The sequence below is a fragment of the Streptomyces rugosispiralis genome (assembly GCF_024505145.1).
In the GTDB taxonomy this organism is placed as follows: domain Bacteria; phylum Actinomycetota; class Actinomycetes; order Streptomycetales; family Streptomycetaceae; genus Streptomyces; species Streptomyces rugosispiralis.
In genome coordinates this window covers 108,639-130,354 of record NZ_JANIAA010000017.1, presented here as the reverse complement: position 1 = coordinate 130,354, position 21,716 = coordinate 108,639, and the positions used below count along the sequence as shown (strand labels likewise).

24 protein-coding genes and 1 pseudogene are annotated in these 21,716 nt (G+C 71.9%); 13 read left to right on the top strand and 12 right to left on the bottom strand.

The window, feature by feature from the left end; genetic code table 11:
* Positions 1-30: 30 nt before the first annotated feature.
* A pseudogene (locus tag NP777_RS24530) lies at positions 31-750 on the bottom strand (sensor histidine kinase); the annotation flags it as partial.
* 214 nt (positions 751-964) lie between these two features.
* On the opposite strand from NP777_RS24530, the gene NP777_RS24525 reads away from it, so the two are divergent.
* A complete protein-coding gene (locus NP777_RS24525; RefSeq protein ID WP_256652337.1) occupies positions 965-1,402 on the top strand; it encodes a TIGR03618 family F420-dependent PPOX class oxidoreductase in 438 nt (145 codons plus the stop codon).
* A 41-nt stretch (positions 1,403-1,443) separates the two neighbouring features.
* On the opposite strand, the gene NP777_RS24520 is transcribed toward NP777_RS24525, so the two are convergent.
* The 8 genes from NP777_RS24520 to NP777_RS24485 form a co-directional block, all read right to left on the bottom strand.
* Positions 1,444-2,538 carry a CapA family protein gene (locus tag NP777_RS24520; RefSeq protein WP_256652336.1) on the bottom strand — a complete coding sequence of 365 codons (1,095 nt, stop codon included), beginning with the start codon at positions 2,536-2,538 and terminating at the stop codon, positions 1,444-1,446.
* Positions 2,539-2,631: 93 nt separating this feature from the next.
* Entirely contained in the window at positions 2,632-3,090 is a 459-nt protein-coding gene (locus NP777_RS24515) for a PaaI family thioesterase (RefSeq protein ID WP_256652335.1), read from the bottom strand.
* Positions 3,091-3,273: 183 nt separating this feature from the next.
* Positions 3,274-3,945: an enoyl-CoA hydratase-related protein gene (locus NP777_RS24510; RefSeq protein WP_256652334.1), complete on the bottom strand. Its 672-nt coding sequence runs from the start codon at positions 3,943-3,945 to the stop codon at positions 3,274-3,276.
* A 111-nt stretch (positions 3,946-4,056) separates the two neighbouring features.
* The gene (locus tag NP777_RS24505) at positions 4,057-4,686 is read right to left on the bottom strand and encodes a TetR/AcrR family transcriptional regulator (RefSeq protein ID WP_256652333.1); all 630 of its coding nucleotides are present in this window, start codon (positions 4,684-4,686) and stop codon (positions 4,057-4,059) included.
* Between the two features lie 102 nt (positions 4,687-4,788).
* Positions 4,789-5,844, bottom strand: coding sequence for a lipoate--protein ligase family protein (locus tag NP777_RS24500; RefSeq protein WP_256652332.1), 1,056 nt, complete (start codon positions 5,842-5,844; stop codon positions 4,789-4,791).
* Between the two features lie 137 nt (positions 5,845-5,981).
* Positions 5,982-6,449 (bottom strand): DUF2269 family protein, encoded by a 468-nt coding sequence (locus NP777_RS24495; RefSeq protein WP_256652331.1) that lies wholly within the window; start codon positions 6,447-6,449, stop codon positions 5,982-5,984.
* A 164-nt stretch (positions 6,450-6,613) separates the two neighbouring features.
* Positions 6,614-7,000 (bottom strand): tautomerase family protein, encoded by a 387-nt coding sequence (locus tag NP777_RS24490; RefSeq protein WP_256652330.1) that lies wholly within the window; start codon positions 6,998-7,000, stop codon positions 6,614-6,616.
* 39 nt (positions 7,001-7,039) lie between these two features.
* On the bottom strand, positions 7,040-7,603 hold the full coding sequence (locus NP777_RS24485) for a TetR/AcrR family transcriptional regulator (RefSeq protein ID WP_256652329.1): 564 nt from the start codon (positions 7,601-7,603) through the stop codon (positions 7,040-7,042).
* A 108-nt stretch (positions 7,604-7,711) separates the two neighbouring features.
* On the opposite strand from NP777_RS24485, the gene NP777_RS24480 reads away from it, so the two are divergent.
* The 4 genes from NP777_RS24480 (at position 7,712) to NP777_RS24465 (ending at position 11,065) form a co-directional block, all read left to right on the top strand.
* Positions 7,712-8,272 carry a GNAT family N-acetyltransferase gene (locus tag NP777_RS24480; RefSeq protein ID WP_256652328.1) on the top strand — a complete coding sequence of 187 codons (561 nt, stop codon included), beginning with the start codon at positions 7,712-7,714 and terminating at the stop codon, positions 8,270-8,272.
* A 34-nt stretch (positions 8,273-8,306) separates the two neighbouring features.
* Positions 8,307-8,708 (top strand): DUF4186 domain-containing protein, encoded by a 402-nt coding sequence (locus tag NP777_RS24475; RefSeq protein ID WP_256652327.1) that lies wholly within the window; start codon positions 8,307-8,309, stop codon positions 8,706-8,708.
* Between the two features lie 210 nt (positions 8,709-8,918).
* Entirely contained in the window at positions 8,919-9,965 is a 1,047-nt protein-coding gene (locus NP777_RS24470; RefSeq protein WP_256652326.1) for a tetratricopeptide repeat protein, read from the top strand.
* 53 nt (positions 9,966-10,018) lie between these two features.
* Positions 10,019-11,065, top strand: coding sequence for a polyprenyl synthetase family protein (locus NP777_RS24465; RefSeq protein WP_256652385.1), 1,047 nt, complete (start codon positions 10,019-10,021; stop codon positions 11,063-11,065).
* Positions 11,066-11,096: 31 nt separating this feature from the next.
* Here the strand turns inward: NP777_RS24465 and NP777_RS48150 are convergent, their stop codons facing one another.
* A complete protein-coding gene (locus tag NP777_RS48150; RefSeq protein WP_256652384.1) occupies positions 11,097-11,564 on the bottom strand; it encodes an FCD domain-containing protein in 468 nt (155 codons plus the stop codon).
* A 56-nt stretch (positions 11,565-11,620) separates the two neighbouring features.
* Here NP777_RS48150 and NP777_RS24455 point away from each other — a divergent pair, with 56 nt between their 5' ends.
* A complete protein-coding gene (locus NP777_RS24455) occupies positions 11,621-12,556 on the top strand; it encodes a fumarylacetoacetate hydrolase family protein (protein ID WP_256652325.1) in 936 nt (311 codons plus the stop codon).
* A gap of 48 nt (positions 12,557-12,604) precedes the next feature.
* Here the strand turns inward: NP777_RS24455 and NP777_RS24450 are convergent, their stop codons facing one another.
* Complete coding sequence (locus NP777_RS24450; protein ID WP_391858567.1) at positions 12,605-13,267, bottom strand: L,D-transpeptidase family protein; 663 nt, start codon at positions 13,265-13,267, stop codon at positions 12,605-12,607.
* A 195-nt stretch (positions 13,268-13,462) separates the two neighbouring features.
* Between NP777_RS24450 and NP777_RS24445 the strand changes: the two genes are divergently transcribed.
* From NP777_RS24445 to NP777_RS24415, 7 genes are all read left to right on the top strand, one after another.
* Complete coding sequence (locus NP777_RS24445; RefSeq protein ID WP_256652324.1) at positions 13,463-14,089, top strand: alpha-ketoglutarate-dependent dioxygenase AlkB; 627 nt, start codon at positions 13,463-13,465, stop codon at positions 14,087-14,089.
* A gap of 531 nt (positions 14,090-14,620) precedes the next feature.
* Positions 14,621-15,376 carry a chitinase gene (locus tag NP777_RS24440; RefSeq protein WP_256652323.1) on the top strand — a complete coding sequence of 252 codons (756 nt, stop codon included), beginning with the start codon at positions 14,621-14,623 and terminating at the stop codon, positions 15,374-15,376.
* 22 nt (positions 15,377-15,398) lie between these two features.
* Positions 15,399-16,196 (top strand): thaumatin family protein, encoded by a 798-nt coding sequence (locus NP777_RS24435; RefSeq protein ID WP_256652322.1) that lies wholly within the window; start codon positions 15,399-15,401, stop codon positions 16,194-16,196.
* A gap of 2 nt (positions 16,197-16,198) precedes the next feature.
* Positions 16,199-17,020 (top strand): glycoside hydrolase family protein, encoded by an 822-nt coding sequence (locus tag NP777_RS24430; protein WP_256652321.1) that lies wholly within the window; start codon positions 16,199-16,201, stop codon positions 17,018-17,020.
* Between the two features lie 59 nt (positions 17,021-17,079).
* Positions 17,080-17,514 (top strand): septal ring lytic transglycosylase RlpA family protein, encoded by a 435-nt coding sequence (locus tag NP777_RS24425; protein WP_256652320.1) that lies wholly within the window; start codon positions 17,080-17,082, stop codon positions 17,512-17,514.
* Positions 17,515-17,729: 215 nt separating this feature from the next.
* Positions 17,730-19,664, top strand: coding sequence for a serine/threonine-protein kinase (locus NP777_RS24420; RefSeq protein ID WP_256652319.1), 1,935 nt, complete (start codon positions 17,730-17,732; stop codon positions 19,662-19,664).
* Positions 19,661-20,515 carry an FHA domain-containing protein gene (locus NP777_RS24415; protein WP_256652318.1) on the top strand — a complete coding sequence of 285 codons (855 nt, stop codon included), beginning with the start codon at positions 19,661-19,663 and terminating at the stop codon, positions 20,513-20,515. The genes NP777_RS24420 and NP777_RS24415 overlap by 4 nt, the downstream gene beginning before the upstream one ends.
* Positions 20,516-20,694: 179 nt before the next feature.
* Here the strand turns inward: NP777_RS24415 and NP777_RS24410 are convergent, their stop codons facing one another.
* The gene (locus NP777_RS24410) at positions 20,695-21,714 is read right to left on the bottom strand and encodes a cytochrome d ubiquinol oxidase subunit II (protein ID WP_256652317.1); all 1,020 of its coding nucleotides are present in this window, start codon (positions 21,712-21,714) and stop codon (positions 20,695-20,697) included.
* Between the last annotated feature and the right edge of the window lie 2 nt (positions 21,715-21,716).

Sequence of the window (21,716 nt, the reverse complement as noted above, 5' to 3'; positions counted from 1 at the left end):
CGCGGTGGCCACGTGAGCGCCCGGCGACCGCCACTCGCAGGGCAGCTCCACCGCTACGATGGCCGGCCCGCCGCGCGGGCCGGCCACCGTCACCGTTCCATCGAGCGCGGCGACACGGCGGCGTATCCCGAGCAGCCCGAGGCCACGTTCGCGGCCACCCGTCTCCCCGGTGCCGGACGTGTCCGCGTCGGATCCGTCCGCACCGGAACCGCCGGTGGCGGCCTCGGCGCCACCTCGCCCCTCGTCACGCACCGAAACGGACAACCCGCTCGGAGTGCGGGCCAGCCGGACCTCGGCCCGGTCGGAGCCGCCCTGCCCGGCGATGTTCGCGAGCGCCTCCGCCACCACGAAGTACGCGGCCGCCTCGACCGCCGCCGGTGCCCGTGCCCCGTCCTCCGGACCGTCCACTCGCACGGTGACATCGAGCCCGCCGCTCGCCGCGAGCGCCCGTACCGCCCCGGCCAGACCACGGTCGGTGAGGACCGGCGGATGCATGCCGCGCACCACCTGGCGCAGCTCCGCGAGCGCCTCGTCGGCCAGATCCTGGGCGTCGTCCAGCATCCTGCGCGCCGCCGTCGGATCCCGGTCGTACGCCCGCTTCGCCAGCCCGATCCGCAGTGACAGGGAGACCAGCCGCGCCTGGGCGCCGTCGTGCAACTCCCTCTCGATACGCCGCAGTTCGGCACCGTGTGCGGCGATGGCACCCGCCCGGGTCGCCACCAGCTCCTCCACCCGCCGGGCCAGCCGGGCCGTGGCCCGCGCCGCGTGCCGCATTCCCCTACCCATACCGACGAGGCTAGAAGACCGGCCGGACCCACGCGGGAGAGCGAGCCGCCCCTTCGACGGTGGAGCCCGCTACACCCCCGGGCCCCGGTCCGGGGGTCACCGGCATGGACGCATCAGGGTGCGGGTACGGGCCTGGGGAGTCATGGTGGAGGAACCGGTCCGCCCAGAAAGGCACCCGATGACGGATCTTCAGGAAGTGGACCGCATCGCCGCGGCCGACCACCACCTGGCGGTCGTGTCGACGACGCGCGCCGACGGCTCGGTCCAGGCGTCCGTGGTCAACGCCGGGATCGTCGGCCATCCGGTGTCCGGTGACCAGATGGTCGCCTTCGTCACCTACGGCCCCGCCAAGCTCGCCCATCTGCGGGCGCGTCCGCGGGCCACGGTGGTCTTCCGCTCCGGATGGAACTGGGCCGCGGTCGAGGGCCGCACCGAGATCGCCGGGCCCGACGACTCGTTCCCCGGGATCGCCCCGGAGCGGCTGCGCCTGCTGCTGCGCGAGATCTTCACCGCCGCGGGCGGCACCCACGACGACTGGGCGGCCTACGACCGCGTCATGGCCGAGCAGCGCCGCGCCGCGGTCTTCGTCCACCCCGAGCGCGTCTACGGCAACTGAACCCGTGGCGGCGCCGGGGCCACGGTACGCCCCCGGCGTCGTCAGAAACGGACGCGGCCGTCCCCGTCCACCCTTGTCGCGGGGGCCGGCTCCTGGGAGACCTCTTCGACCTGTCGCAGGATCCGCCGTGCCGTCGAGGCCGGGGGAATCACGGGCTCGCCGTCCGCGGTGAGCTCGACCGGGTGGAGACGCAGCCGCGGCGGGCCTTCGCCCAGGGTCACCTCGAACACCGCGCTCTCGAACCACGGCCGGTCGAACATCCGCTCCTTGTAGCGGGAGGGCGGGCGCCGGTCGGCGGGAGCCACCTCCTCGCAGGGATGGAACAGGAAGTTCCCGGTCGAGTAGAGGATGAGGCCGTCCCCGTACCGTTCGACCGGGTGGAGGCAGTGCGGATGGTGTCCGATCACCAGATCCGCCCCGGCGTCGACCAGCCGCCGCCCCAGCGGCCGCTGGTACTCGGCCAACGGCCCCTGATTGCTGGGCAGATAGCACCAGGGAACGCCCCAGTGCACCGCCACCACCACGGTGCCGGCCAGCTCCTTGGCCCGCCGGACCGCCTCCTCGGCCCGCACCACATCGGCCTCGTGCGCCCTGGTGCGGACATACGGCACGGTCCCGGGCTGCTCCTCGATCAGCACGCCGTCGAACTCGTATGCCTGCTCGACCCGCACCGGGGCGATCCCGGGCCGGTGCGAGGTGGCGTTGAAACCTGGTGGCAGGGCACAGCACAGGCTCAGAAAGGCCACCTCGGCGCGGCCCCGGCCGGTCAGCTGCACGGCGCGCAGCGCCTCGTCGAGGTTCTCCCCGGCACCGGCGTGGGCGACACCGGCCTCGTCCAGCGCCGCCCGGGTGCTGCGCAGACCGTCGATGCCGTAGTCGAGCGCGTGGTTGGTGGCCAGCGAACAGGCGTCGAAGCCGAGCCGGGCCACTTCGGGGCCCATGTCGCCGCCCACGCGGAAGGCGACCGGCTTCTCGGCCGGGTATCCGGTGTCGGTCAGCGGGACCTCGAGGTTGCCGATGGCCAGATCGGCGTCCCGCAGCAGCGGCAGCGCGGAGGTGCCCACCGAGAGGTCCCCGTCGAGGGCCACGGCCGGTCTCCGGGCGACCACCACGTCCCCCACGGCGATCAGCTTCATATGCCACTCCCCCCACTCGGGCCGGTCCGCGACGGGATCAGGCTACGCGGGAGCCGGGAGCCGGGGCATCGGCCGTGGCGTCCGCCGGGCCGGTCAGCCGTCCGCGCGGAGGATCATGCAGGTCGTGGTCGCGTGGGCGATCAACTTCCCTTGTTCGTCCAGCACCTTGCCCTCGGCGGTGGCGGTGCGGCGACCGGCGTGGAGGACGGTGCCTTCGGCGATGAGGGTCTGCCCGTCGGTGCGGGCCGCGCGGATGTAGTTCACCTTGAGCTCCAGGGTGGTGTAGCCCACCCCGGCCGGGAGAGTGGTGTGAACGGCGCAGCCCATGGCCGAGTCGAGCAGGGTGGCGGCGATACCGCCGTGGACGGTGCCGAGGGGATTGGCGAAGTCGGGGCGGGTGTCGAGGGAGACGACGACGCGTCCGGGGTCCACCTCGTCGAAGCGCATGCCGAGGAGCCGACCGATGGTGGGAACGTCGGTGGGACGCTCGGACTGCACCCATCGGATGAGGTCGAGGCCGGAGAGGGTGGTGAGGTCGGGGGTGGTGGTCACAGGCGTTCCTTGCGGTCGTGGTGGTGGCCGCGCAGTTGGGGAGGGGCGCGGCGCGGGAGCCGGTGGGGCCGTCGGCCGAGGGGTTTGTCGGCCAAGTGGGTTGTCAGCCGCAGGGTTTGTCGGCCGAGGGGGTTGTCAGCCGAGGGGTTTGTCGGCCGAGGGGTTTGTCGGCCGAGGGGTTTGTCAGCCGAGGGGGTTGTCCTTCGCACGCAGTGCGGCCAGTACGGGGGCGTACATCCGGGCCTTGATGGTGCCGAGGGAGTCACCGGCCTTGCCCGCCTGCGCCGCCGCGAGCTCGACCGCGGTCGACCGGACGGCGTCCTCCGCCACCGCGTGGTCGACGATCCCGGCGGCCAGCGCGTCATGGCCGCCGTAGCGACGAGCGGTGACCATGGCCTCGTGGGCGGTGCGCGGGCTCAGCCGGGCCTGGATGAGCGCGGACATGCCCGGGGTGAAGGGGATGTTGATGTCCGCCTCGGGCAGACACCAGAAGCCACGGTCGGCGCGCATCACCCGGACGTCATGGGCCAGGGAGAACATCGCGCCCGCCGCGAAGGTGTGCCCCTGCGGCGCGGCCACGGTCACGAGCGGCAGCGACAGCATCCGGGCCAGGAGTCCGTGGACGGAGGTGACATAGTCCTGGTGCTGGTCGGCATGTGCCAACAGCCAGTCCAGGTCCAGGCCGTTGGAGTAGAACTTGCCGGTGGCGGCCGTCACCAGGGCACACGGCCCCTCGGCCTTCTCCACCTCGTCCAGGGCGCCGTCGACGGCGGCGAGCCAGTCGGGGTGGAAGCGGTTCTCGCCGTCCCCGAGGTCGAGCACGAAGACGTTGTCCTGGCGGTCCAGCGTGGGCATGGCTGCTCCTTCACACAGGGCTGGGTCGGCCGACGGGGCCGCGCACCACCTGTCCGGCGGCCCGCGGACCACGGCGGTGGTTCACCGTGGCTTCGCGGTGGTGGCGCTGTTTCACGGTGGTGGCGCGTCGCGGTCGCGGGCGGGGTCCGCCAACGAGCCGGTGGTACGCAGAGCGTGGGCCAGAAGGTCATGGATCTCGGCGGCGGCCGCCTCCAGCGGGGCGGTGCTCCGCTCGGCCCGGCACATGATGACGGCGCCCTCCACCGCGGCGATGATGAACGCGGCCAGCCGCCTTCCCCGCTCCTCCGGCAGACCGTGCCGGACGAACAGGGTGGCCAGCGCCTCCTGCCAGCGGGTGAACGCCGCGGCCGCGGAGCGGGCGAGCTGCGGGGCGTCGTCGTTGGTCTCGACGGCCACCGCCACGATGGGGCAGCCGGTCCGGAAGTCGCCTTCGACGAGCCGTCCGCGCCATAGCGTGAAGAACGCGTCGACCGCCTCCACCGGGTCATCGGCCCGCGCACCGGTCTCGATCAGCCCGGCGATGAAGTCACCGGCGAGCGCCACCGCCTCGTCGATCAACTGCGCCCGGCCGCCCGGGAAGTGGTGGTAGACCGAGCCACGCGGAGCTCCGCTGTGCGCGAGCACCCGGTCGATGCTCGTGGCGCTCGCGCCGTACTCACGCAGCAGCGCCGCGGCGCTCAGCACCATCCGCTCGCGGCTGTCGCTCTTGCGCCGGACCATGCCACCCACCACCTCCCTTACGTGTGGGTAACTTATGCTCCATGACATAGAACATGCAAGAGCCGTCGGCGAACCCGCCCGGCCACCGGCCGTCGTCCGTTCCTACGGCACCCGAGCCGTCCACTCCTCGCTGCTGTACTTGGTGCGGGCGAGTTCCTCGGCGCGTGCCATCTCCTCCTCGGTGACGTGCCCCTGAGTGAGGCCGTAGCGGGCGCGGAAGGAGCTGAGCATGCGGTCGATGATCTCTGCTCGGGGCCGGCCGGTCTGGCGGCGCAGGGGGTCGACGCGCTTCTTGGCGCTCGCGGTGCCCTTGTCGGACAGCTTCTCCTTGCCGATGCGCAGCACATCGAGCATCTTGTCCGCGTCGATGTCGTACGCCATCGTCACGTGGTGCAGCACCGCGCCGTCACCACTGGCCAGACGCTTCTGCGCGGCACCGGCGATCTTGCCCACCTCGGAGGCGATGTCGTTGAGCGGCTGGTACCAGGCCTTGACGCCCATGTCGCCGAGCGCGGTCAGAACCCAGTCGTCGAGGTAGGCGTAGGAATCGGCGAACGACAGGCCGGAGACGAGAGAGGCCGGTACCGAAAGGGAGTAGGTGATGGTGTTCTCGGCCTCGACGAACATGGCTCCGCCACCGGAGATGCGCCGCACCACGGTGACTCCGTGGCGAGCCGCGCCCGCGGGGTCCACTTCGTTGCGGAGGGACTGGAAGCTGCCGATGATGACGGCCGGGCTGCCCCACTCCCACACCCGCAGCGTGGGCGGCCGCCGTCCGGCGGCGACCTCGTCGGTCAGCACCTCGTCCAGGGCCATGTGCAGCGCCGGGTCCTGCGGCGCGTCGTGGATCAACCGCCAGTCGTAGTCCGTCCAGTCGGTGGCGCGGGCCAGTGCCCGCCGCACCGCGATGCCCACGGCCTCGGGGGAGAAGCCGAACATCACGGTGTCGGCCGGCAGTCCCGCCCTGACGCGGGCGGCGAGCGCCTGTGCGTCGGCGTCGGCGGGCGCGCCCTCCAGGGCCCGGTCGATGGCGTGCAGCGCCTCGTCCGGTTCCAGGAAGAAGTCGCCCGCCACCCGCACCCCGCGCAGCGCGCCGTCGTGGACCTCCAGATCCACCACGACCAGCTTGCCGCCCGGCACCTTGTACTCACCGTGCATAGCCTGCACCGCCTCCTGTTTCCGCCCCGGCGCTCCCGATCATTATCCCGCGTCAGTGGCCGGTTCCCGCGCAGTGACCGGCTTCGGGCCACGGCGCGGGAGATGGGGCGGGAGATGGCGCGGGAGATGGGGCGGGGTCAGGCTCCGGTGGTCGAGCCCGGACGGACGATCATGAGGATGGTCACCGTCGCCCACAGCAGGTTGAACACGCCTGTGAACATGGCCAGTTGGACGGTGTCGGACCGCTCCAGGGCCTTGCTCGCACCGAGGCTGTCGAGGAGTTCGCCCTGGCGGGGCAGGACGAAGGCGACCAGAACACCGGCGGCCGCGGCCGTCAGGGCGATGGAGGCGGTGAGCCAGCCGCTGTCGAGGACGCCCATCACGGCGGCCGTGGCGAAGCCGAAGACGGGGACGGTCAGGCCCATCGCGGCGTAGACGCGGCAGATGCGGTGGAGCAGCCGGACCGTGGACAGGTCCGGATCGCCCTCGGCGGCGGCCGTGTGGGCGTTGCGGGCCGCGGGCGGGAACATGCTGGCCGCTACGGTGACGGGGCCGATCGCGACAATGGCGGCCAGGACGTGCAGGGAGAGCAGGAACTTGGTCATCGGGTGGCGTCCGGCTCCCTTTCGAACGTGGCAGGCACCAGCGTCTCCTTCCGAGCGTGGGCGGGTGGTACCCGCCCACGCTAAGGAGCCGGGAGAAGATCTCCCAGGGGCTGAAATGACAGAAGTCAACGGATTCTCGCCATGCCGGGCCCGATGGCGGCGTCTCATCCCTCGACGTACTGCGCCACCCCGTGTCCGAACGACCAGTCGGCCGACTCGTTCTCGGTCAGGGTGATGAACACGTTCCGCGGCTCGGTCCCCGCGTACTCCTCGGCGAGCTCGGCGATCCGCCGGTACAGCGCCTGCTTCTGTGCCGGTGTGCGCCCCGAGCGCATCGTGATCGCCACGTAGACGATGCCGTCGTCGCGCGGCACACCGAGGTAGTCGTCGTAGCGCAGCATGCCGCTGGTGCCGTCATGGCTGGTCAGCACCTGGAACCGGTCGTTGGGCGGGAAGCCGATGGTGTCCACCAGGGCGTCGTGCACGGCACGGCCGAGCGCGTCGAGCCGCTCGGCGTCGGCCCGCAGCGCGTCGATGCGGACGAAGGGCATGTCGGGGCTCTCTTTCGGGCGAGGGGTGGGGGAGGGGGCTCAGCGGACATGGGCGGCGAGCAGGCCGAGCGCCCCGTCCATCGCCCGGGCGTACACCTCGGCCGAGTCGGCGGCGCGGGCCAGCACATAGCCGCCCTGCGACACCGCGACCAGCGCGGTGGCCGTGGCCACCGGGTCGAGCCCGGTGCCGAGCTCGCCGCTCGTCCGGGCCTCCGCGAGCAGCCCGGCCAGCCGGTCGGTGAGCCAGCCGAAGGTCTCCTCGACCGGGCGACGCAGCTCCGGGTCCGCCATCACATCGGGGTCCTGGGTGAGACGGCCGACCGGACACCCCTTCAGCGCGTCCCGCTCCCGCCGCAGATAGGCGGTGATCCGCTCGACCACGGTGCCCGGACCGCCGAACTCGGCCTCCGCCCTGCCCCTCAGCTCCTCCGCGCTGCGGCTGATCGCGGCGAGCGCCAGGTCGGACTTGCCGCGGAAGTGGTGGTACATGCTGCCCTGGCCCGCTCCGGAGCGCTCCTGGATCGACTTCGGGCTCGTGCCCACGTAACCGCGCTCCCACAGCAGCTCACGAGTGCTTGCGATGAGTCGTTCCCGGGTGTCCATGGATGCGACCCTACATACTAGTAGGTACAAAAGGAAACGCGCGGACCGCCCCCGGGTGAGAGGATCCCCCCGTACTGCGTGCGCTGGTTCGGACGGTGGAAGGTGACGATGTACGCGATACCCCTGGGCGAGGACGGCGCGGAGCTGCGCCCGCTGGAGCCGTGGCAGGCCGAGGAGTTCCTCGCCCACATGGACCGGGGACGGGAGTTCATCGGGCGCTATATCGCGCTGGCGGACGCCGCCGCCGACCTGGAGTCGGCCCGGGCGTTCCTCCAGGGATACGCGGACAAGGCGGCGGCCGACGCCGGGCGGATCCACGGCATCTGGACGGACGGCAAGCTGGTCGGCGGGGTCCTCTTCCGCACGATGGACGTCCAGCAGCGCACGGCGGAGGCGGGTTGCTGGCTGGAGCCGTCGGCGGTGGGCAGGGGCCTGGTGACCCGCGCCACGCGCGTGATCATCGACTGGGCCATCGAGGAGCGCGGCATCCACCGCGTGGAGTGGTGGGCCGCGGCCGCGAACGAGGCCAGCATCGCCGTGGCCCGGCGGCTGGGCATGACCAAGGACGGTGTGCTGCGGGAGGGCCGTCTGCACCGGGGCGAGCGGCATGACATGGAGATCTGGTCGGTGCTCGCGCCGGAGTGGCGGGCGGTCCGCCGGCCCTCCTGATGGGAACCCGGACCGATGATGGGAAGCTGGACCGATGCCTTCGATGTCCGGTCCGAGCCCCGAATCGCTCGACCAGCGGCTGGCCGCCATCGCCCGCCATCCGTTCCGCGCCAAGTTCCATCTGCGCGGTCGCGACCGGGCCACGGCCGAGCTGAGCGGTCCGTCGACGTTGCGCTGGCACGCCTACGACCTGATCGCCAAGCGGCTGGCCCCCGCCGAGCCGCACAAGGACGGCAAGCAGACGCCCTATCGCGGCCATCCCGTGTTCGTCGCCCAGCATGCGACCGCCACCTGCTGCCGTACCTGTCTTCAGCGCTGGCACGAGATCCCCAAAGGGCGGGAGCTGAGCCGCGCGGAGCGGGCCTATGTGGTGGATGTGATCTGCCGTTGGATCGAGCGCGAGGTGGCGGGAGCGCAGATCAGACCAGGTCCATAAGGTTTTTTGCCATCGGCGGAGCCGGACGGTAAACCTCTCCGGGTCCGATCGCGTCTAGATCGACAACGGACGCACAGCACCGGTGGCCCTGATGGCGCCGGTTTCCCGGCTCCTATACACACCGTGTATACAGGGAGTGCATACACCCCGCGTATACACTCGGTGTATAGAGGCGTGTGCTCCCAGGGACCAACAAACGGAAAGGCATCCATGTACGGCAAGGCATTCGCCCCTGAGTACCAGGGCTCTCTCACCACCCTGTCCGTGAACTCGTCCTTGGTCGAGGTGCTGGCAGCGGGCACCGAGCAGTTGCGGGCGGCCGAACGGGGCGGCTCCCCGGGCGAGGCGGCCCGCGCGGGGCTCGCGGTCGCCGAGGCGCACCGGAGGCTGGGGCAGGTGGGTGAGGCCGACCGCGAGTGGAAGGCCAGCTACCGGGCGGCCCGTGCGGCGGGGGACCTCGGCGCGATGGCATGGGCGCTGTGGAGCGGAGGCACCCTCGCCCGGCAGCGGGGCGCGCTGGCGCTGGCGTGGCGGCTGCTCGGCCTCGCGGCCGACCTCGGCGAGCGCGGCGGGGACATCGTCGTCCGTGGCTACTCACTGGCCGGGATGGCGGAGACCGGCCGTATCCAGGGCGACTACGACGCCGTGGGCGCCCTGCACGAGCAACTCCTCGCCGAGGCACGCAAACGCGGCGAGGCACGCCACACCGTCTGGGCCCTGGAGGGCATCGCCCAGATGCACCGCAACACCGGGTCGTACGACTCGGCCCACGCGATGTTCGAGGAGGCCGCGGAGATAGCCGCGAAGGCCGAGGACCGGCGCGGACACGCCTGGGCGCTGCGGGGCATGGCCGACATCGTCTCCGTACGCGACGGGGACGTGGAGCGTGCGCTGGAGCTGCTCTCCGAGGCCGAACTGACCTGCCGCGAGATGAACCTGGTGAGCGCGCTGGCGTACAACCACAAGATGCGTGGCAATGTGCTCTACCGCGCGGGCCGTTACGAGGCGGCCCGCGCGATGTACCAGCAGGCCCTTGACGAGTTCCGCGAGATGAGCGAGCCGCGCGGCGAGGGTCTCGCCCGGCTCGGGCTCATCAAGTCCCTGGCCCGGCTGGGCCGCGACCGTGCCGAAACCGCCGACGACCTCTCCGAACTGGCCGGTGTGCTGGAGCGGATCGGCCTGCGGCACGCCCGCCGGATGGTGGACCGGGCCCGCGAGGAGTTCGGCCTCACGGAGGTCCTGGAGGTGGCGCTGTGACGACGACGTTCCCCGAGCTCCTCGGAGCGGACGAGACCGCCGCCACCGCGGACCTGACCACCGCCACCGCGGGCGAAATCCTCGGCCGCTGCCGGGAGTTGGTGCGCCCGGCGCTGGCCGACACGGTCGGGCGGCTGCACCCATGGGTGGCCGAGATGGCCGCGTACTCCTTCGGCTGGTGCGATGTGGGCGGTACGCCCGCCGAGGGATCGGGCGGCAAGGGGGTGCGGCAGGCCCTGGCCGTGCTGTGCGCGGAGGCGGCCGGGGCATCCGGTGAGGCGGCGGTCGCCGGGGCGGTGGCGGTGGAGCTGGTGCACACCTTCTCGCTGCTGCACGACGACATCATGGACGGCGACCAGACCCGCCGCACCCGCCCCACCGTGTGGAAGGCGTACGGGACCGGTCCGGCCGTGCTCGCGGGTGACGCCCTGTTCGCGCTGGCGGTGGAGGCGCTGGCCACCGTGGACGGCGCCGGAGCCGCGGCCGCGGTGCGGCAGCTGAGCGTGGCGCTGGGCGACCTCGTCCGCGGCCAGGCGGACGACCTGCTCTTCGAGTCGCGCCCCTGGACGGGGCCCGAGGCGGTGGGGCCGGCGGAGTACCGCACGATGGCCGAGCACAAGACCGGCGCGCTGCTCGGCTGCGCCGCCGCCCTGGGCGCCGCGCTCGCCGGGGCGCCGGAGCACACCGTGGCCGCTTTGGACCGCGCCGGACGGCACATGGGCGTGGCGTTCCAGGTGGTGGACGACCTGCTGGGCATCTGGGGCGACCCCGCGGTCACCGGCAAACCCGTCCACCGGGATCTGCGGCAGCGCAAGAAGACCTTCCCCGTGCTCGCCGCGCTGAGCGCCCGCGGCCCCGGCGCCCCGGCCGCCGAGCGGCTGGCCACGCTGCTGGAGGTGTCCCCGGACACCCCGGACGACGCCACCACGCGCCGGGCGGCCGCCCTGATCGAGCAGGCCGGTGGCCGCTCCGCGGCCCTGGCGGAGGCCGACCGCCACATCGCGGCCGTGGAGACATGCCTGGCGAGCCTGCCGCTCGCGCCCCGGGCGAGCGCGGAGCTGCGCACCCTGCTGGGCTTCCTCGTACGGCGCGACATCTGATCCGCAGCGGGCTCACCGCCGTGTGGTCTGGTCACGCAGCGGGCTCACCGCCGCCTGGTCGGCGGCGGTCGCGCACCGCGTCCAGCCGGTCGCGCACCCACAACTCCCCATCGCCCACATGCCGGCTGGCCGCCGTGAACGCTGCCAGGCTGTCATGGGCGCGCACCGGCGAGGCCAGGGTGCGGTTGCCGGACGCGGCGACGACGTCGGCGTGGAAGGCGATGTCCTCGTGGACCAGCTCCCCGGGGTCCCGCGGATCGCGCATCCGCTCGATCCGCTCCTGGAGCCGGTCGAGAGCGGGTGTTCCAGGCCACCGTGCCGCCGACCATCCTGTCCGGCGCCCATATGGCCGGGACCATCGCGCTGATCTCCGGTTTTCGGCAACCTCGGCGGCTTCCTGGGCCCGTATCCGATGGGCGTCGCGGAGTCGGCGACCGGCTCGGGTGCCACCGGCCTCTATGCCATCGCCGCCATCGTGGCGGCCGGTGTGCGCGGCCACCACCCTCCGCTGGGTAGGAGCACCTACCACGCCGTCACGAGAGGAGAGGACGACAGATGACACGCATCGTGCGCTTCGCCGATGAGGCCGGGACGGTCCGGACCGGAGTGGCCGACGACGCCGGCGGGATCCGCGCCTTCCCCGGTGCGCCGCTCATCGCCGAGCTGCTGCGGCTGCCCACGGTGGAGCTGCGGGCCCTGGTGGAGAACACCGTCTCCGGCCCGGCGGCCGCCCATGAGCGGGACGTCCTGCCGCTGCCGCCGCTGGACGGGCTGATGGAGCTGTGGGCGGCGGGGGTGACGTATGAACGCTCGCGCGAGGCCAGGGTGGAGGAGAGCACCGAGCAGTCGGTGTACGAGCGGATCTACGACGCCGAGCGCCCGGAGCTGTTCTTCAAATCCCCACCGTGGCGAGTGGTGACCGACGGCGAGCCGATCGCCGTACGCGACGACTCCGAGCTGAACGTCCCCGAGCCCGAACTGGCGCTGGTCCTCAACCGGCACGGCGAGACCGTCGGCTATCTGGTCTGCGACGACGTCAGCTCACGGTCCATCGAGGGCGAGAATCCGCTCTACCTCCCGCAGGCCAAGATCTACGCCGGAAGCGCCGCCGTGTCCTCGGCCATCGTGCCCGCCTGGGAGATCGAGGCGCCCGACGCGCTGGGCATCACCATGGTGGTGTGGCGCGACGGCGAGGCGGCGTACCAGGGGGTCGCCTCCACCGCCGCGTTCCACCGCACCCCGCGGGGGCTGGTGGACCACCTGTGGCGCTCCCAGCCCTTCCCCGACGGCGCCGTGCTGTCCACCGGCACCGGCATCGTGCCCGCGCTCGACTTCACCCTGCGGGCCGGGGACGTGGTGGAGATCTCCATCGAGGGGGTCGGCGTCCTGCGCAACCCGGTACGGGCCCATCAGGCCGAACTGGACTGGCTGGTGGAGGCCATCGCCGAGCCGCTGACCCGCCGTGCCCACCGCAGCCGCTTCCCGGAGTGACCCGGGAAGTGACCAGGGGAAACGCGGCGCCGCGGACGGCCCGGCGGGTCAGCGCTCCAGCGAAGCCGCGTCGCCCATGACGACGATGGGCTCGCGGTCGGGGTCCAGCGCCCGGAGCAGCTCCTTCATGGCGTCCTCCGCGAGGCCGACACAGCCGCGTGTGGGGCCGCCGTGGTCGATGTGCAGCCAGATGCCACCGCCCCGGTCCGGGCCGAGGGGGCGGGCCCGGTCCAGGGGAGAGGTGCCGGGGCGGCGGTTGTAGTCGATGGCGATCACGTAGTCGAACGAGCCGGACAGGGGCTCGCCCTCGAAGCCCGTACCGCTCGCGGTGAAGCGGGCCGAGCGGTCGTAGGGCAGCCGGGTGCCGGGGTCGGGGAGTCGTCCGCCGGCGTCCGTGAGGGTGTGGACGCCGACGGGGGAGCACAGATCGCCTTCCCGGTGGTCGTCGGTCCAGCCGTGGAGCGCGTTGTGTGCCGCCCGGCTCGCCCCGGCCCGCCACCCGGCCCCGGTGTGCTCGTACAGGACCGCCGTGGACACCGGTGAATTCCGGTCGTGGCCCGTCACCACCAGCACCTGCCGGGAGCGGCGCGGCACCCCGGCCCAGGTCCTGGGCCCGAGCCCCGGTGGCCGGGAGGGTGCCGGACGCGGAGTGCGTCGCGATGTGTCATGTGGTGTGCCATGTGATGTGCGATGTGGTGTGCGCATGGTCATGGGCCGACCCCCGGCCTGGACGGAAAGCGACGCGTGCGGCCAAGTGTCGCGCGGCGGCTCGAATGATGTCGCCGTTGCCACTGTTCGGCAGCGACCGGCCGCTGACCAGCGCTGTTGTCGCCGAAGCGGCCATGGGCGCAGCCGCCTGGGTCGGCCAGTAGAACGTTTGCTCGATTACACGGGTACGCTGCACATATGGGTGCGTATCTCCAGGGCTCGCTCTTCGACCAGGCCGATGACATCGGTCTCGGCTCGCTGCGCGGGACGCGCCGGACCGAGCTCGGGTCCGGGGCCTGGATCGATCTGCTGCCCGGGTGGCTGAGAGGGGCGGATGACCTGTTCGCCCGGCTCGTCGCCGAGGTCCCCTGGAAGGCCGAGCGGCGGCATATGTACGAGCAGGTGGTGGACGTGCCACGGCTGCTCGCCTTCTACGGCGCCGAGGACCCGCTGCCGCACCCCGTCCTGGCCGAGGCCCGGGAGGCGCTCTCCGCGTACTACGCCGCCGAGCTGGGGGAGCCGTTCACCACGGCCGGGCTGTGCTACTACCGCGACGGCCGGGACAGCGTGGCCTGGCACGGCGACCGCGTCGGCCGCGGCAGGACCGAGGACACCATGGTGGCCATCCTGTCCGTGGGTGCGCCCCGGGACCTGCTGCTGCGCCCGCGTGGCGGTGGCAAGGCCGTGCGGCGGCCGCTCGGCCACGGCGATCTACTGGTGATGGGCGGCTCCTGCCAGCGAACCTGGGAACACGCGATCCCCAAATCCTCCCGCGCCACCGGTCCACGCGTCAGCGTCCAGTTCCGCCCCAGCGGCGTGAGGTGACGACTGGATTTTGGTACAGACCATTGACATATATGTTCGGGGGCGGTGTCATGGGCCCGTCAGCTCTTGAGAGCGCCTCGGGTGGATGTCGTCATCCGGGGCCGGACCTCGGAGAGTTCCCCGTGAATGGACGTCCCGTCTCAGGGGTGTCGGCCGCCGCCGTGGCCACGCCGTCGCTGGGCCGATTATGGACGGACCGGGCCGCGGAGCCCGTGTCTGGTGTGCGAGATTGTCATGATCGTGACAATTCTTCCTTCCGTGTACCCCTTCAGGGCGCGGCCGCGAAGGGCCTGAGCGGACTGAGTCCCGGTCCGCCGTGGCGGGGGCACGGCGCATGACCTCCAGTGGGTTCACCAGTTTTCCGTAGCGCCTTTCCCGTCGCGCCATCGCGCGGCACCTTCCCACGGGCCTCTCGCCCCAAGGGCGGCCGCGCGTCGCCCGTGCGTCGCCACGCCCGATGACCGCCCGGCATCGCTGTGCGTCAGCGGCGCGGTGGCATCCGAATGTTCCGCCACGAAAGAGAGATGAGACATGCCCATAAGACGTGCCCTCGTGGCCATGGCCGCGACGGCGGCGGCCGGTATATCGGCGCTCGCGCTTCCCCCTTCGGCCGCCGACGCGGCCTCCGGCAGGGCACAGGACTCGTCGGGGGTGCAGGCACAGGCCGCCGGCTTCGTGGTGAGCCGGGCCCAGTACCAGCGGATGTTCCCGAACAAGAACGCGTTCTACACCTATGACGCGCTGGTCGGCGCGATGAACCGATTCCCCGGCTTCGCCACGACCGGTACCGATACGGTCAAGAAGCAGGAGGCGGCGGCCTTTCTGGCCAATGTCAGCCATGAGACCGGTGGCCTCCGCTACATCGTGGAGCAGGACACCGCCAACTACCCGAAGTACTGCGACACGACGCGCCCCTACGGATGTCCGGCGGGGAAGGCCGCGTACTTCGGGCGCGGGCCGATCCAGCTGAGCTGGAACTTCAACTACAAGGCGGCGGGCGACGCGTTGGGCGTCAATCTGCTCAACAACCCGGGCCTGGTGCGGACGGATGCCGTCATCTCCTGGAAGACCGCGCTCTGGTACTGGACCACCCAGTCCGGGCCCGGCTCCATGCCCGCGCACAAGGCCATGACCACCGGCGCCGGATTCGGCCAGACCATACGCGCCATCAATGGCGCGTTCGAGTGCAACGGGGCCAACCCCGCCCAGATGCAGGACCGGGTCAACCTCTACAAGAAGTTCACCGGCCTCCTCGGCGTCGTCCCCGGCGCCAATCTGACCTGCTGAGCGCGGATCCCACGGAGGAGTCATGCGCAGAATTCTGATCGGCCTGGCCACCGCGGCACTGGTGGTGCTGGCGGCCCTGCTGCCGACCGCGGGGACGAGCGCGGCCACGAGCGTGGCGATGCCGACCGGCGACGCACCGGTCGCGGCCAAGACCGCTCTCGCCGCCGACCACACGGTCACCTTCGTCAATCACACCGGACGGAATGTGTGGATCGGCAGCGCGGTCAACGCCGACGGCTCCAAGCAATTCGCCAAACTGCCCATCCTGGACCCCGGACAGTCGGCGTCGGTGACGATCCCCGAGAACGCCGACCCCGGCCACTGGCGTGGAAAGTTCTTCGCCCGCCTGGGGTGCACCGGCGCCTCGGGCAGCACCTTCCACTGCCAGGTGGGGGACTGCGGCAAGTTCGCCGACCACTGTGAGCTGGGCGAGCAGCCTGTCAGCCTCGCCGAGTTCAACTTCGACACCAAGGACACGCTCGCTCCCTGGTACAACGTGAGCTACGTCAACGCGTTCTCCAACCCGATCACCATCGCCCCCAACAACCCGGCCGGTGGCGGCGGTTGCGGCACCCAGGGCTGCACAGAGAACCTGCTGCCGTTCTGCCCGGCCGCCAACCTCACCCGCTGGCCGGACGGTACGCCGATGCTGTGCACCAACCCCAGCCGGGACGTCAAGACGCCGTACAGCAACGCGATCGCCTCCCGGTGCCCCAAGGCGTACGCCTACTCCAAGCAGGACCAGGAGCCCGGCAACCAGGTGATGCAGAACTGCGGCAAGTGCAGTGGCTTCACCGTCACCTTCAACGCGGGGTCGTGACCATGAGAAGGAGAAGCGTTCTCGCCGCGCTCCTGGCGGGTCCGGCCGCGCTGACCGCGGGAGGCCGGGCGAACGCCGAGGCGTCCACCGCCGCGGTGAAGAAGAAGGGCGTCAGCGCCTGGAAGTTCAACGGGGTCACGGCGGCGATGTCCGATGCCAAGGTGGGCTGGTTCTACACCTGGGCCTCGGGCAAGCAGCAGATCCAGCCCCCGGCCGGGGTCGAATTCGTGCCCATGATCTGGGGTCCGGGCTCGGTGACCGACGCCGAACTCGACCAGGCCAAGAGCCAGGGCACGATCCTGCTCGGCTTCAACGAACCGGATATGGCGGGCCAGGCCAATATGACGGTCGCCAAGGCGCTCGAGCTGTGGCCCCGGCTGCAGTCGACCGGTATGCGGCTCGGCGCGCCCGCGGTGGCCTACGGCGGCGATGTCGCCGGTGGCTGGCTCGACCGCTTCATGAAGGGCGCCGCCGACCGGAACTACAAGGTCGATTTCATCCCGCTGCACTGGTACGGCGCCGACTTCGACGCGACCCGCGCGACCGAACAGCTGCGCGGCTATCTCCAGGCCACCCACAACCGCTACAACAAGCCGATCTGGCTCACCGAATACGCGCTGATCGACTTCTCGACCGGTACCCCGAGGTATCCGACCCCGGCCCAGCAGGCCGCGTTCGTGAAGAAGTCCACCGCCATGCTGGAGGGGCTGTCCTTCGTCCAACGGTACGCGTGGTTCACCCTCTCCGCGGACCGCGGCGGCACCGGTCTCTACAACGGCGCGACGCCCAACCAGATCGGCACCGCCTATCGCGCGGCCGGCTGAGACAGGGCCGCTCACGCCACTCACACCACACCACGACAACCGAAACGAGGTCCTCCGCCATGCGCAAGGCAACGCTGATCGGCCGACTGGCGATCGGAGCCGCCGCACTGACCGCCGTGGTGACCGTCGCCCCGACGAGCACCGCCGCCACCAGCGACACCCCACCGCCCGGGCAGAACTGCTGGGCCACCCACTACGGCTACATACCACCCGGTGCCTACACCGCCAGCGGCGAGCTCTTCGACAACAACGCGGACACCGCCGCCACCTCCCTCAGCCGCAGTCCGCAACTGCCGTTCGGGACCAGGGTGAAGGTCACCAACGTGGCCAACGGCAGATCACTGGTCGTGCGCGTCAACGACCGCGGCACCTTCGGCTGGACGCCGGCCGTGCCCAAGTGCCTGGACCTGACCGACGGCGCGTACTCCCGGCTCGGCGGGGTCCTCGATCCCGACTCCGGCCACATCGTCGTCAAGGAGGAAATCGTGAGGTGAAAGGGCGTTTGGTGAAGGATGTGGAGCGCCGGTTCCGGCGCTCCGCGTCCGCTCCCTGACGCCCCGCTCGCGCAGCGAGCCGTCGTGCGCCGGAGGCTCCCTCTTTCCGGGGGCTGTCCACCGGAAGCGCTACCCACTGACCCCGCGGGCAAGTACTCTCCGTGGCGACACTGGTACGTGACGGGTGATGAAGCGGGGTAGCGGGGGTGCGGGTGATGGCGGAGGCCGGTGACAAGGTCGCCGACCGATATCTCCTCCAGGAGCCCATCGGGAGAGGGGGGATGGGGGTCGTCTGGTTGGCCCACGATGAACTGCTGGACCGCCAGGTCGCGGTGAAGTGCGCCCGTCCGGACGACGACCGCGCGGTGGCGCGCCTGACCAATGAGGCGCGCAACGCCGCACGGCTGCACCATCCGCACATCGTCTCGGTGTTCGACTTCGTGGACGAGGGCGAGATCTGCTGGATCGTCATGGAGTACGTGTCCGGGGGCAGCCTCGCGGACATGGTGCGCGGCCGTGTCGCGCTCACTCCGGAGGAGGCGGCCGCCGTCGGCTGCCAGATCGCCGCCGCCCTGGCGAAGTCGCATGCCGAGGGCGTGGTGCACGGCGATGTCACCCCGGAGAACGTCCTGATCACCGAGGACGGGGTCGCCAAGCTGACCGACTTCGGCATCTCCCGGGCGCTGTGGACCCAGGCCACCATGACCCAGACGGGCGGGGTGCGCGGCAAACCGCCGTATCTGCCGCCCGAGGTGGCCAGGGGAGAGGCGGCCGACCGGAAGTCCGATGTCTTCGCACTGGGCGCGACCCTCTACGCGGCAGTCGAGGGCCGGTCCCCGTACGGCGAGGCATCGCATCCCATGGCCTATGTGGCGCGGGCCATCGAGGGCTATATCGAGACCCCGCACCGGGCCGGTCCGCTGGTGGACGCGCTCACCAAGCTGCTGGCCCCGGAGCCGAAGCGGCGCCCCGCCGCCGACCAGGCCGTACGGCTGCTGCGGCGGGTCGCCCCGGCGTCCCCGCGGATCGAGGGCCTCGAGGGCCCGCACGACGGGGACACGCTGGACCGCACCCCCTTCACGATGCGGCTGGTGCCGCCGTCCGTCCGTGGGGCGTGGCGCCGCCCGAGCCGGCGGGTGGTCATCACCGCGACCGCGTTGGGCACCGCCGCGGTCCTGGTGGCCTGGGCCACCCTCTTCGGCCCGTGGGGGGACGGGCGTTCCGACGAGAGCCGCGGGTCCGGGAAGGACGGTGGGCCTGGCGCGTCCGGTACGGCCGACTCGCCGGCCCGGACGGGCCCGGCCGGCACCATAGGCGACGCGCGGACCGCCGATCCCTGCACGTTGCTCAGCCCCGCCTCGCTCAGCCGCTTCGGCGAGACCGTGCTCGACCCGGATTACGGCGAGATCGATCGATGCGATGTCCTGCTGCGCGGCGAAAGCGGATCTGACATCGCCGATGTCCAGCTCAACTTCGGCACCGATCCGCCGGAGCCGGGTGGCGATGTGCCCACCAGAAGGGTCGGCAATGTCACCGTCGGCGCGTACCAGCGCGATGGGGACGAGTGTCGGCGGAACATCGGGTCCGCCGACCGCAAGCAGATCTGGATCATCACCGAGCGGCTCGGCACCCCGGCGCCCGACCCCTGCCAACTGGGCGATGCCGCCACCGACTACGTGGTCAGCGTGCTGGACCGGGGTCAGGTCCCGCGCCGCTCCGGGCAGCCGGTGGCCGGCTCCCTGCTGCGGGGACACGCATGCCGGCTGCTGGACGGTGACGAACTCGAGCGGGTCGCCGGTGTCCGGGTGGCGGAGCGCGACCCGGGCTTCGGGGACTGGCAGTGCGAGTGGACGGACGGCTCGGGCGACGCGGGGGTGAAGGTGGTGTTCAACCGGGACAACCAGTTCACCACGGACGACGGAGAGCGGGCGGCGGTCATCGCCGGGCGGCGGAGCACCGTGGCGCCGAACGAGTGGCAGGACGACTCATGCCTGGTCCGGATGTTGCACCGCTCGTACCGCAACTACCTCGGTGACGACACCGTCGAGTTCCTGTCGCTGAACGTCTACGGGCCCAGGTCCACCGAGAAGCTGTGCGAGACCGCCAAGGCGCTCGCCGCCACGGCCGCGAAGAAACTCCCGGCATCATGACCACAACCCCTCCCGGCGGCGACCGCTCTGCCACCGGTCGGGCCACCGCCGCCCGCCGCCCCGCCACCGGCCGTACCGCCGCGGGAGGCCGCCCGCTGCCCGCCGTGCACGGCAGCCTGGCCCGCGGGGTGGCCGCGCCGGTGCCGGGCACCGCCTTCGCCCTCGCGCTGACCGGTGGCATGACCCTCGGCCCCGGCGAGGGCCGTGAGCTGCTCTTCGGGCGGAACCGCCCCGAGGTGCACATCTGTGTGGGCGAGGACGACCCCCAGGTCAGCCGCTGCCAGGGCAGACTGACCCACCGCCACGGCCGCTGGTGGGTCGCCAACAGCGGCCGGCTGCCGCTCCGGTTCCCGTCCCGGCTGCTCTTCACGGGCGAGGAGCCACTGCCCCTCGAAACCGGCTACACCCCGCTGTTCGTCCGGGGCTCGCGCGACCGTGAGCATCTGCTGGAGGTCTTCGTCAGCGGCCCCGGGACCGAGCGGCCGGTGGCCCTGCCCGGGGATGTCACCCGCCCGCCGCGCGTATGGGTGCTCACCGACGAGGAGAAGCTCGCGCTCGTCGTCCTCGGCCAGCGCTATCTGCTCCACGAGCCCCGGCCGCAGCCCCTCACCTGGCGGCAGACGGCCTCCCAGCTCGCGGAGTTGTGCCCCGGTGAGGGCTGGAGCGAGAAGCGCGTGGAGCACCTGGTCAACCGGGTCCGCACGATGCTGTCCCGGGACGGAGTGCCCTGGCTGACCCGCGAGGAGGTCGGCGAACCGGTCGGCAACGCGCTCAACGACCATCTGATCCGCGCCCTGATGATGTCGACCACGCTCGTCCCCCCGGACCTGGTCCTGATCGACGCCGCCTGACCGCTCGGCGCGCCCTGGCCGTTCCGGGTGCCTCCTCGCCGTTCGGTGCGCGCCGGCCGCTCAGAGCCTGTGTCATATCCCCGGCCGGGCGTGCGACGCCTGGCACGCTCCCCCAGCTACCGCTGGGAGGTGCCCCCTGACGCCGCACGCTGATCCGACCGAGGATATGACACAGGCTCTCAGCGCGTGTCCTCGGCCGCCGCCGCGCCGGTCTCCGGGCGCTGGAAGAGCGCGTAGAGCCAGCCCAGGGACGGGATCAGCAGCAGCGCCCCGACCGCGAACACGATCAGCACGGCGGCCAGTACCGACGGCGGTGCGGCCGCCCGCGCCACGGTGAGGTCCGGGACCAGCATCAGCGGGTACTGCGCCACGCCCCAGGACCAGACGATGAGCGCCACGGCGAGGGCGGCGGCGGCCCGGGCCCAGCCCCACAGCGACCGCATGAGCAGGGCCAGCCCCGCCACACCGGTCACGGCCGACAGCACCACCAGGGGCAGGGCGCGATGGGTGAGCCCGTGGAACAGCCGTGGCGCGTCGGCGTGCAGCACGGCGATGCCCACCAGCGCCACGGCACCCGCGGCCAGCCCGCTGACCAGGGCGCGCCGCTGGAACGCCCGCACCAGTTCGGGCCCGCCGCCGCGGGCCGCGTCCGCGCACAGATAGACGGCGGCCAGATGGGCGCAGGTCACCACGGCCAGCACACCGCCGAGGAAGGACGCCGGATTGAGCCAGCTGGTGACCGTACTGCCCGCGGCGAGGCCGGGTGGCACGCGCCCGGAGGCCACGCCACCGGCGACCGTGCCCAGGAAGAAGGGCGTGACGACCGAGGAGGTGGCGAAGCAGGCCCCGAACAGCCGCTGCTGCCACAGCTGGGTGCTGGCCTTGCGGAACGCGAACGCGGCACCGCGCGCGATGATGCCGAGCGCCGCCAGGGTCAGCGGCAGATAGAGGGTGGACATCACGGCGGCGAACACCTCGGGGAAGCCGCTCCACAGCATCACCACCACGAAGATCAGCCACACGTGGTTGGCCTCCCAGACCGGCCCGATGGCGTGCTCGATCAGTGCGCGCTGCGGCCGTCCACGACGGCTGCCACCGGCCACCAGATCCCACAGCCCGGCCCCGAAATCGGCGCCGGCGAAGAGGGCGTAGCACATCAGACCCAGCCACATCACCGCCAGGACGGTGTCCGCGAGCATCA

What these genes read in the sequence shown, in the direction of transcription:
- NP777_RS24520 (WP_256652336.1), bottom strand. Translation starts at nt 2,538, where the DNA reads ATGAAGCTGATCGCCGTGGGGGACGTGGTGGTCGCCCGGAGACCGGCC.
- NP777_RS24505 (WP_256652333.1), bottom strand. Translation starts at nt 4,686, where the DNA reads ATGGTCCGGCGCAAGAGCGACAGCCGCGAGCGGATGGTGCTGAGCGCC.
- NP777_RS24440 (WP_256652323.1), top strand. Translation starts at nt 14,621, where the DNA reads ATGCCCATAAGACGTGCCCTCGTGGCCATGGCCGCGACGGCGGCGGCC.
- NP777_RS24500 (WP_256652332.1), bottom strand. Translation starts at nt 5,844, where the DNA reads ATGCACGGTGAGTACAAGGTGCCGGGCGGCAAGCTGGTCGTGGTGGAT.
- NP777_RS24490 (WP_256652330.1), bottom strand. Translation starts at nt 7,000, where the DNA reads ATGCCCTTCGTCCGCATCGACGCGCTGCGGGCCGACGCCGAGCGGCTC.
- NP777_RS24510 (WP_256652334.1), bottom strand. Translation starts at nt 3,945, where the DNA reads ATGCCCACGCTGGACCGCCAGGACAACGTCTTCGTGCTCGACCTCGGG.
- NP777_RS24455 (WP_256652325.1), top strand. Translation starts at nt 11,621, where the DNA reads ATGACACGCATCGTGCGCTTCGCCGATGAGGCCGGGACGGTCCGGACC.
- NP777_RS24485 (WP_256652329.1), bottom strand. Translation starts at nt 7,603, where the DNA reads ATGGACACCCGGGAACGACTCATCGCAAGCACTCGTGAGCTGCTGTGG.
- NP777_RS24480 (WP_256652328.1), top strand. Translation starts at nt 7,712, where the DNA reads ATGTACGCGATACCCCTGGGCGAGGACGGCGCGGAGCTGCGCCCGCTG.
- NP777_RS24445 (WP_256652324.1), top strand. Translation starts at nt 13,463, where the DNA reads ATGGGTGCGTATCTCCAGGGCTCGCTCTTCGACCAGGCCGATGACATC.
- NP777_RS24415 (WP_256652318.1), top strand. Translation starts at nt 19,661, where the DNA reads ATGACCACAACCCCTCCCGGCGGCGACCGCTCTGCCACCGGTCGGGCC.
- NP777_RS24430 (WP_256652321.1), top strand. Translation starts at nt 16,199, where the DNA reads ATGAGAAGGAGAAGCGTTCTCGCCGCGCTCCTGGCGGGTCCGGCCGCG.
- NP777_RS24425 (WP_256652320.1), top strand. Translation starts at nt 17,080, where the DNA reads ATGCGCAAGGCAACGCTGATCGGCCGACTGGCGATCGGAGCCGCCGCA.
- NP777_RS24420 (WP_256652319.1), top strand. Translation starts at nt 17,730, where the DNA reads ATGGCGGAGGCCGGTGACAAGGTCGCCGACCGATATCTCCTCCAGGAG.
- NP777_RS24410 (WP_256652317.1), bottom strand. Translation starts at nt 21,714, where the DNA reads ATGCTCGCGGACACCGTCCTGGCGGTGATGTGGCTGGGTCTGATGTGC.
- NP777_RS24450 (WP_391858567.1), bottom strand. Translation starts at nt 13,267, where the DNA reads ATGACCATGCGCACACCACATCGCACATCACATGGCACACCACATGAC.
- NP777_RS24475 (WP_256652327.1), top strand. Translation starts at nt 8,307, where the DNA reads ATGCCTTCGATGTCCGGTCCGAGCCCCGAATCGCTCGACCAGCGGCTG.
- NP777_RS24470 (WP_256652326.1), top strand. Translation starts at nt 8,919, where the DNA reads ATGTACGGCAAGGCATTCGCCCCTGAGTACCAGGGCTCTCTCACCACC.
- NP777_RS24525 (WP_256652337.1), top strand. Translation starts at nt 965, where the DNA reads ATGACGGATCTTCAGGAAGTGGACCGCATCGCCGCGGCCGACCACCAC.
- NP777_RS24495 (WP_256652331.1), bottom strand. Translation starts at nt 6,449, where the DNA reads ATGACCAAGTTCCTGCTCTCCCTGCACGTCCTGGCCGCCATTGTCGCG.
- NP777_RS24435 (WP_256652322.1), top strand. Translation starts at nt 15,399, where the DNA reads ATGCGCAGAATTCTGATCGGCCTGGCCACCGCGGCACTGGTGGTGCTG.